The organism is Binatus sp. (SeqCode) (assembly GCF_036522015.1).
In the GTDB taxonomy this organism is placed as follows: Bacteria; Desulfobacterota; Binatia; order Binatales; family Binataceae; genus Binatus.
Genome location: NZ_DATDGQ010000074.1, coordinates 1 through 9,403, shown reverse-complemented (window position 1 = coordinate 9,403; position 9,403 = coordinate 1). Strand labels below are relative to the sequence as shown.

Below are 9,403 nucleotides of genomic sequence, written 5' to 3'. Positions count from 1 at the left end.
GACAGACCCGTTACTCGATCCAGTGTCGCCTTCGCGACTGAATATCCGTAGAGCGCGTCGACGTAGGCCGCGTCGTCCTGGATATAGAAACGCTCGGCGTCGGTGAGCTCGATAATATTGCCGAGGCCGGCGTTGTAGCGCTTGTCGGCCAGCTCGAGTTGTCCCGAAGATGCGGCGAGCGTGGCTTCCGCCTGATGGATTCGCTCGACCGAGGTCTGCAGCTGGAGATAAGCACTCTTTACGTCGAGCCAGACGCGCTGTTCGAGATCCTCGATCGCATAGCGAATCGCGTTCTGCGTGGCTTTGGCCTCCTGCACCTGATGCTCCGTTGCGAAGCCGTTGAAGATTGGCCACGTGATTACGATTCCTGCGTTGAAGTTGTTGGCCGCAGGCAGGCCGGTGCCCAGCGCGCTGTAGCCGGCCGTCGCTCCTGCTGTAGGAAAGTAGTCGCTACGCGCCTGCTTTACCTGTGCCCCGGCCGCTCGCGCTTCGGCTTCGAGCGCGCGCAAGTCCGGCCGCGATGCGATTGCGGAAGCGAAGAACGCCTCGAGGCTTCCGGAAACTGGCTGGTAAGTGAGCACGTCCGCCAGCTCATAGTCCGGCGCGTTGCGATCGATCGCCATCGTATTGTTGAGCGCCACCCTGGCGATGTCGCGCTCGTCTGAGACTTCGAGGAGATCGGTGTTTGCGCGCGCGAGCGCGGCTTGCGCAGTGAGTACGTCGATCTGTGGGGTGAGGTTGGCGCTGGCCTTTACCTTGGCGGCATGAAGTTGCTCGGAGCGTTGTTCGATCGCCTTCTGATAGACCTTTACCTTCTGCCCGGCGGCCAGCAATGCAAAATAACGCTGAGCTGCTTCGAAGACGAGCTCGAGCTCCGTCAACTGTGACTGAAACGACGCGGCATGCGCCTCTTCGTCGCGCTGCTCGATTAGTCCGCGAACCCTTCCGAAGTCGAACAGGTACTGCTGCACCGCCACTCCGCCCAGATAGTTGTCGGTGGTCGAGGTCGAGAAGCTTTGCACCGCGTTGGCCGGCGCGCCGTGCAGCGTGCCGGTGATGCGCGGAATGAATCCGGGATTGAGAAAGGTGGTGTTTCCGATCGGGTTATCGGTCGAGCGCAGATACTCCGCGGCGCTGTACACCTGTGGCAAAAGCGCTGCGCGAGCCTCGCCGACGCGCTCATTGGCCGCAATCGCCTCGGACTTCATCTCGAGGCCACGCGGATGATTGCGCAGGGTCAGCTCGATTGCGCGCTCTAGCGTCAGCTTCTCGCCCGGCTGCAAGGTCTCGAGCGCGCCGGCGAATTGCGGAGTAGCTATAGTCAGTAGGCAACCTGCAAGTACAATTGCAGCTCTGATATTCGATATTCGCATAGTATTGCTCCGGTACTCACGGGGTTGCCGCGATCATGTTCGGTCGTTCGTCAGGCTGTGACTTCTGCTGCACGACATTGACCGGTTCGTCAGGAACGATTGAAGGATCGAGGGCAGTCGCTACTTCTTCAGTGCCGCTTAGACCGCTGACAATCTCGGCACTTTTGCCATTGTTGATCCCGACGGTTACTTCCTGCCTCCGCAGCTTCCCGCCCTCCGCGACCATCACGTACTTTCCATCGGGCGACTCGCCGATTGCAGACTCGGGTAGCTCGATCGCGTCGCGATGCCGCTCGAGTTCGAGCGTCACATTCGCGTACATCCCGGGGTAAAGATCGTGCCGGGGATTTTTCAGATCGATCTCGGTCAGCATCGTGCGCGTTCCCAGGTCAAGCGAGTTCGAGTAGCGCGTGACAACTCCGTCGAACGAGCGACCTGGCAGATCCTGCAGCGTCAGCTTCGCGGGCATCCCGCGACGGATCGATCCGACCGCGTCCTGCGGCGCGTAAACGTACGTGCGCATCGTGTCGATCATCGCGAGACTCAGGACCGGCGACGTGCCGCCGCTCGGATGCGTCGAGCCTTGATCCGGAGCGGATGACGCCTGCTCTCCGCCAGCCTTGATGAGTGCGCCCGGATCGACAAAACGGCCGGTTACTACGCCGGCGAACGGCGCGACGATCCTGGTGTACGAGGCCATCGCTTCAAGCTCGTCCACGCCCGCTTTGGCTTCGAGATACTTGCCCTGTGCGATATCGACATCCTGCCGCGCGACCAGCCGTGGATCGCTTTTCCAGACTTGTTCGAGGCGCTGATAGGTCAGGTGCTGAACTTCCAGATCGGCGCGCGAGCGCGCGAGCCGTTCCTGAAGCTCGGGCACTTCGATTACGGCAAGGACCTGTCCTTCTTTTACCCAGTCGCCCTTATCAACCGAGATAGTTTTCAAATAGCCAGTGACCTTTGCGTAGAGAGTCGATTGGTACAGGCCGACCAAATCTCCCGGCAAAGTGATCGAACGGACAATGTCACCGCGCTGCGGACGAACTACCACAACCGTGTGTCGCGATTCGCTCTTCGCATCGCTATGCGGGTGAGAACATCCACTCACCGCCGCTAACATGCACACGGTGGCGATTGTGGGGCAGATATACCTGTTCATTTCGACACCTGCTGATGACGGCTGTAGAAAATTTCGTAAAGCGCGGGGACCAGGAACAGCGTCAGCACTGTCGAAACTGCGAGTCCTCCGGCGGCGGCGCGCGCGAGCGGAGCGGAAGCTTCCGAGCCGGCGCCCAGCTTCAGCGCCATCGGCATCAGGCCCACGACAGTCGCCAGCGTCGTCATCAGAATCGGGCGCATCCGGATTTTCGCCGACTCTACTATTGCCTGGCGCAGTTCCTGGCCGCCGCGGAAACGCCGATTGGCGAAATCCACCAGCAGTATCGCGTTGGACACGACGATCCCGACCATCGCGATGATTCCCATGAACGACTCGATGTTGAGCGTAGTGCCGGTCAGGAAAAGCGTCCACACGACGCCAATCAGGCCCATCGGCACCGCGAACATTATGATGAAGGGGTCGAGGAACGATCGGAACTGCGCCACCATCACGAGGTAGAGCAGCACCACCGCCATCGCGAGGCCGTAACCGAAGCTGGAAAACGAACGACGCATCGACTCGACCGACCCGCGATACGCGATCTCGGTTCCGGCCGGCAGTTCGAGTTTGGAGAGCGCCTTTTGCACCGCCGTGAGCGTGCCGCCCATGTCGTCGGTACTCGGCGCAACCAGCACGTCGACCACGCGTTGAATGTTGTAGTGGTCCGCTTCGGCGGGATGCTTCTCGCGGGTAATCGTGGCGACGTTGCGCAGCAGCAGGGCGTCGGCGCGCGAATGGTCACCGTCGCTGCTGCGCACCGGAATATCGCGCAGCGTGTCGACCGAATCGATCTTGTCTTCCTCGTATTGCGCGGTCAGAAAGTAATCGTTGCCCGTTTTGGGATCGATCCAGATTGAAGGCGCGATCATTTGATTCGACGTCAGGGCGGTGATGACGTTGGTCACGACGTCGCGCTGGTTGAGTCCCAGCCGCGCGGCTTTCACGCGGTCCACGTTGATCTTGAGGGTAGGATAGTTCGATTCCTCGGGGATGAAGGTGCCGGCGACTTCCGGCAGTCCTTTCACGCGCGCGTCGACTTTGCGCGACAGATCGAAAAGTTCTGAGTAGTGCTGCCCGCTAACCTGTATATCGATTGGCGCCGCCAGCCCGAAATTCAGCACCGAGTCGATGATGCTGCCCGACGAAAAGAACGTGCGGATTTCCGGCATCCGCGCGGGCAAAATCGATTTGAGCTTCGCGACGTAATCCCAGGTCGAGACGCGATGGTCTGACTTGAGCGCGACCATCACGAACCCGGAATCGCTGGCCGCATTAGGCGAGTAAATCGCCGAGAACTCGGGTTCCAGTCCAATATTCGATACTATCGTCGAGAGATCAGTCGGCGGTATCACCTCTTTAATCGTGTTTTCCAGGCGCTTGGCCAGTTGCTCGGTGAGTTCGATGCGCGTTCCCAGCGGCGCGCGAAACTGGATGACGAACTGGCCCGCATCGGTCCTCGGGAACAGTTCGGTTCCGAGCAAAGGAAATGCGGCCATGCTCACCACGAACAGGATCGAGGCCGCAACAATCACCGCGCCTTTGTGATTCAGCACTCGATCGAGCAGGTGCTCGTAACGTTCCGCGAAGCGGTCGTAGCTGCGGATGAACGCCGCCAGAAAACCACGCCCGCTGCCTTCTTCCGCCTCTCGCGCCGATTCAGCGGTCAGAAATCGCGCGCAGAAAACCGGGATCACCGTCATCGCGACGATGTACGACGCCAGCATCGAGAGCACCACCGCCAGCGACAGCGCGCTGAACAGCGACTTCGCTACGCCGAACAGGAACATCACCGGCGAGAACACGATGATGGTCGTGATGGTCGAGGCTAGGACCGCCAGCGCGACTTCGTTGGCGCCGTCGCGCGCGGCCTCGGGAGGCGCCTTGCCTTCGGCCAGATGGCGGTTGATGTTTTCGAGGACGACCGTCGAGTCGTCCACCAACCGGCCAATTGCGAGCGCGAAGCCGCCGAGCGTCATTACGTTGATGGTTGAACCCATCATGTGCAGACCGAATGCGCCGGCAAGAATCGAAAGCGGGATCGACAAAAAAATCGCGACCGTCGAGCGGAAGCTGCCGAGGAAGATCAGGATCATAAGCGACGCGAGGATGGCGCCGGTGGCCGCTTCATGCTCGAGACTCTCGACCGCCGCGCGCACGTACGAGTCCTGCCCGAAGATCGCTTTGACGTCCATTCCGCTGGGCAGACCGGCGATCTTTTTAATCGCCTGCCCGACCCCATCGACGACGGCAATCGTGTTGGCGTTGCCCTGTTTCATCACGGGGATATACACGGAGCGCTGGCCGTTGATGCGCACGATGTTCTGCTGAATCTGCGCTGCGTCCTCGACGTGCCCGACGTCGCCCATGAGCACTGGGGCTTCACCATTCCCGATTTTGACCGGCACCTGGTCGATGTCGACTGGGTTCTCGATCATGCTGTTACTGTAAACGAAGTAGTCAGTTGAGCCGATTTTCGCGTCGCCTGCCGGAATGATGAGGTTCGCGTCGTTGAGCGAGTGGACGACGTCCATCAATGTCAGCCCGCGCGCCTGAAGTGCGTCGCGGTTGACGTAGGCCATGATCTGGCGTTCTTTGCCCCCGAAGGGCGGAGGCACCGACGCGCCCGGCACCGTCGCGATCCAGTTGCGGATGTTGTACTGGGCGGCGTCGTGGAGTTGCGCTTGATGGAAGCCCGCGCCAGACACCGTCACAAGTGTAACCGGAAGTGACGAAGCGCCTGATTTCAGCACCAACGGCGGCAGCGTACCGGGCGGCAGATGGCGCAGGTCGGCCATCGCGAGGTTGCCCAACGATGCGGCCGCGGAGCTCAGGTCAACGCCCGGCTGGAAAAAGACCTTGATGATGCTGACGCCGGGGAGCGAGCGGGATTCCATATGTTCGATGTCGCTGCCGAGGGTGAAGAAACGCTCGAAGCGGGTCGTGATGTCCGCCTCCATATCCGTTGGCGGCATCCCGGGATAAAAGGTGGCGACGACCGCGACCGGGATATCGAGATTGGGAAAGACATCGACCGGCATGCTGAGAAATGCCGCGACCCCGAGTATTACCGTCAGCAGCGCGCCCACGATTATGGCGTGCGGATTACGAAGTGAGAAACCAGGCACTGTAGAGACCTCCGCTATCGCGGCTGGAGCGGACTCCAGCACTGTTCCAGGACAATCCCGTCGCGCGCACGCAAACGTGCACGGCGGCGAGAACTCAATCGCCGAACCCTGGAGGTTAGAGCAGCGGGTCAGGAGAGCCCGAGCGCGACGGCCCGAGCTTGAAATGTCGAAGGATGCGGAAAGTCGGAACGTCGGAAACTATTGCGAGAGGAAAGAGACACTTCGCGACGTTCTCGACAATCGCAGGCGTCGGAATCGCGGCCAGCGCGTCGATATGCGTCATCCTCTCTGCGCCGCCGGTCTCAGGCCCCGCGACGAAGGTGTGACGCACGATATTCTGGCGTATCTCGGTGGTGCCGAAGTGCGGACCAAAGCTATGGACCCTCGCAACCGGGAAGGAAAGCAGCATCGCGACGCTTAGTATGCACGCGACCGCGCGTAGCGAGTCGGCAATCGCTCGTCCGGCGGATTTCAGAAAATTGCTCAGCACGGCAATTTCAAGGATAGCTCCCGTTTCCCGACCTGACAAGGAAGGGCTGGGTGGGTTCGCCAAGCGCGAACCGGCGCGAGCATTTCGCATTCTCGCGCCGGCCCTCCGGATCAGCAGTTAGTATCTGAACTCGAGATGAAAGAAGAACCCGTGGGTGTCGCGCGCGACCGCGAACGGCACCGCCTTCGAGTGCTCAGACGTCGATCCCGCGGGGAATATGAACTGGCTGTGGTAGTACTGGATGGCCTGCGAATCGAACGCCACCCTCAGGTACTTGTTGATAAGCCACTGAATGCCCAGGTCGTAACGGGTGAAGTCGAGCGGGTCCTTCTGGATGCGCGTGTTCGGTTGAAACCACTGCAGCAGGCCGAAGGCCGTGAACGGAGTGTGCGGGATGTCGTAATGGCCCATCAAATCCGCGCCCATCTGCGTGGCCTGAGAGTTCAGAATGTCGCCGACCATGTGGTTCCAGCCGGCAAAACCGCCCGGGCTGGCGATCCCGATTGCGTCTGACGGTCCGCTGCCCGAGTACAGGTTGCCCGGCGAGAACGCATTGTGGCCGTAATCCCATTCACCGATAACGCCCCAGGTCTCAGCCGTGTAGTGTGCTATCCCCGCGGCGCGCGCGATATGCCCGCAGGTGCCGTTGAGGGCATTCGAGTCTGGAGTGCAAGTGTTCTTGTAACCGTAATCGTAGAAGCCCGTGAGGCCAAAGCCAGCGTACCGGGAATCGACGCCGAACGGATTGATCGTCACGCGGCCCATCACCTGCTTGTATGCGCTCTCTTCGTTAGCGTGGAAGCTGGCGTCGTCGTAAACGCCAACGTCGTAGTCGGCGTACTGCTTCTCGTTAACTTTGATCGGGCCTTTCATCGAGACGCCGACCTGCGACGAGCTCAAGCTCAAATAGTTCCATGGCGTGAGGGCGGTGTAGCGGAAGCCCCACAGATTCTCTTCCCAATCGACGAGCGGATTCTGCTGCTGGCCGAAGGTGAATTTATCGTCGCTCATAGGAGCGAACTTCAGTATTTTCTTGAAAAAGGTGTTGTAGTCGACGTACGCATACTTCAGGCGAAATCCGAGATTCCCATCGGTGGTGCTGGCGATTCCGGTGTTGAGGCCGTCCGTGTCGCCGGTGGCCACGGTGCACTTGCTCGTGGCTTTGCCGCCCGGAGGGGTGGTAACCGTGGTGGTCGCCGTGCATTTGAAGCTGCTGTTCTCGATCAGGTACATGTTGGGCGTCACGCGCAGCGAAACGTCGTCAACCGGCGTGAATTTGAAATCCAGGTACGTGCGCGTGATATCGAACGAGTTGAAGCTGTTGTTGCCGGGACCGGGCCAAATCTGCTGAGTCAGGAACTGCGGCCCAAATCCAGTGTGCGTATAGTACCGGTAGTCTGCGTACACCAGCGTGCCGATCGAGATCTTCTTGTACCAGCGATCGCCGAACTCTGCCGCCCACGGCTGAATCGTCGCGACCTGCTTGGCCATCTCGGCGTTCCACTGCTGCTGCTGGGCCTGCCGCTGGGCTTCTTCAGCCTGCATCGCAGCGCGCTCCTGATCCAATTGCGCCTGGGTCTGCGCGCTCACTCGGCGCTCGACCTTGCGCTCGATCTCCTCGGTCGATCCGGCTGGGATGTACTCGCCCATCCTGACGCAATGCTTGCAGCGCTTGGTGAACACCTGGCCGCTGCCGGGATCGGTGTACAGCGTGATCGACCGCACTTCCTCGCTTCCGGCTGGCGCGGGTGTCATCGCGACCGCGCTGAGCATCAGCGACGCGCCAAGCATCGACAGTGCAACCATTCGTATCGTTCGTCTCATCATCGTCCTCCCTGGACTCTCCCTATCCACGATGCGAAAACCCCGCCGACGACCCTGCGAGAACCGCGGCAGGCGCAAACTAAGGAGGCGGAGTTACGGCATGATGAGACGATTGTTACGAACGCGCGAATTCTTACGCTGTGACGGGTCGGGAATTAGCGGATATTCACAATCTGGAAGAGGGCGAAGCGATTTATCGCGATGCGGTATTCAGCTCAGGTGCTGACGACTGTCCCAGAGAGGCAACCTGGCGATGGACTTTGTCGCGCGCGCCGGACGGCTACCAAGTCCTTTTTGCCCTCGCCGAATTCGATCCAGCCTTCAGCGACCGCACTATCCTGTTGGCCGACCGTCGCGACGGCGAGCCTCTCAGAAACAGTCACGCGGTGAGCATGCGATGCGTCGGCGCCAGCAGTACGTCGGTCGCGATTCCGTGCGGACATGCGCCTGCGCACGGCTTCGCGTCGCAGGTGAGACACGCCGCGGCGTTCGATGAGAGCATCGCGTATTCGGTGCGCGCAAAGCGCAGGTCGCCGTAGTCGCGGGCGTACATCCGGGTGCGCAATACGTCGGCGATCGGCACGCCGAACGGGCATGCGTTCGCGCACTCGTTGCACGCGGGACGGCACTGCGAATCGCCGTTGATGGTCGCGTCGCGATTCAGCAGCGGCAGGTCACTCGCGGCGGTTGCGCGCGCGCCCGACGCGCCGAGGTATTCGTCGATCATTTGTTGACTCGTCATCGAGACGATCAACGCGTCCACGTTCTGATTCGACAGCACCCATCGAAACGCCGCCTGCGAGAAAGTGGCGCCGCCGGATTCGTACGGGCGCATGTCGTTCAAGCGCGCGCCCATCAGGGTCTTCATCACGACCACGCCGACGCCGCGCTGTTTGGCCTTTTCCATCAGGCGCGGCAACTCGGGCTGTCGCGCGACGAAGTCGAAACCGCGGGTGAAGCGCTGAAAAAAGCGCGGGTCCTGGCCAAAGTTGTGCGCGCACAGGATTACGTCGTAGTGGCCGCTGTCGATTGCGTAGTCGAGGCATTCGGCGAGATTCCCCGCGTGTCCCGATATCCCGGTGAAGCGAAGCTTGCCCTGCTGGCGCGCCTGCGCGACGAACTCGTTCCACTCGGGATTTTTCAGCCGCGCCGGATCGTTCACCGCGTGGTTGAAATACACATCGACGTGATCGGTCTGGAGACGGCGGAGGCTTCCTTCGAGCGCGCTCATCATCGAGGCGCGGTTGTCGTCCGCCTGCGCGATCGTCTTCGAAGTCAGGAAGACCTTGTCGCGCTTGCCCTTGAGCGCGTTGCCGACCGTGGTCTCGGACTCGCCGTCGGTGTAGGTCTCGGCCGAGTCAAAGTAGTTGACGCCGCAATCGAACGCGTGACGTACCAGGTCTTCCTGGCCGGAAGTCAGTTGGCTCGCGCC

The 9,403-nt window shown here is 60.9% G+C and carries 6 protein-coding genes; all 6 read right to left on the bottom strand.

Features of this window, described 5'->3' with window-relative positions; genetic code table 11:
* On the bottom strand, positions 1-1,373 hold a 1,373-nt coding region (locus VIW95_RS03180; RefSeq protein ID WP_331583961.1), incomplete at its 3' end, for a TolC family protein.
* Between the two features lie 16 nt (positions 1,374-1,389).
* A complete protein-coding gene (locus tag VIW95_RS03175; RefSeq protein ID WP_331583962.1) occupies positions 1,390-2,493 on the bottom strand; it encodes an efflux RND transporter periplasmic adaptor subunit in 1,104 nt (367 codons plus the stop codon).
* 35 nt (positions 2,494-2,528) lie between these two features.
* Positions 2,529-5,657: an efflux RND transporter permease subunit gene (locus VIW95_RS03170; protein WP_331583960.1), complete on the bottom strand. Its 3,129-nt coding sequence runs from the start codon at positions 5,655-5,657 to the stop codon at positions 2,529-2,531.
* Positions 5,658-5,772: 115 nt separating this feature from the next.
* Positions 5,773-6,147, bottom strand: a complete 375-nt coding sequence (locus VIW95_RS03165; protein WP_331583959.1) for a hypothetical protein — start codon at positions 6,145-6,147, stop codon at positions 5,773-5,775.
* A 117-nt stretch (positions 6,148-6,264) separates the two neighbouring features.
* Entirely contained in the window at positions 6,265-7,971 is a 1,707-nt protein-coding gene (locus VIW95_RS03160) for a hypothetical protein (protein ID WP_331583958.1), read from the bottom strand.
* Positions 7,972-8,350: 379 nt separating this feature from the next.
* The coding region (locus tag VIW95_RS03155) for an aldo/keto reductase (RefSeq protein WP_331583956.1) at positions 8,351-9,403 on the bottom strand (1,053 nt) is incomplete at its 5' end.

Coding starts and splice junctions, on each gene's coding strand:
- VIW95_RS03160 (WP_331583958.1), bottom strand. CDS start 7,971: ATGAGACGAACGATACGAATGGTTGCACTGTCGATGCTTGGCGCGTCG.
- VIW95_RS03175 (WP_331583962.1), bottom strand. CDS start 2,493: ATGTTAGCGGCGGTGAGTGGATGTTCTCACCCGCATAGCGATGCGAAG.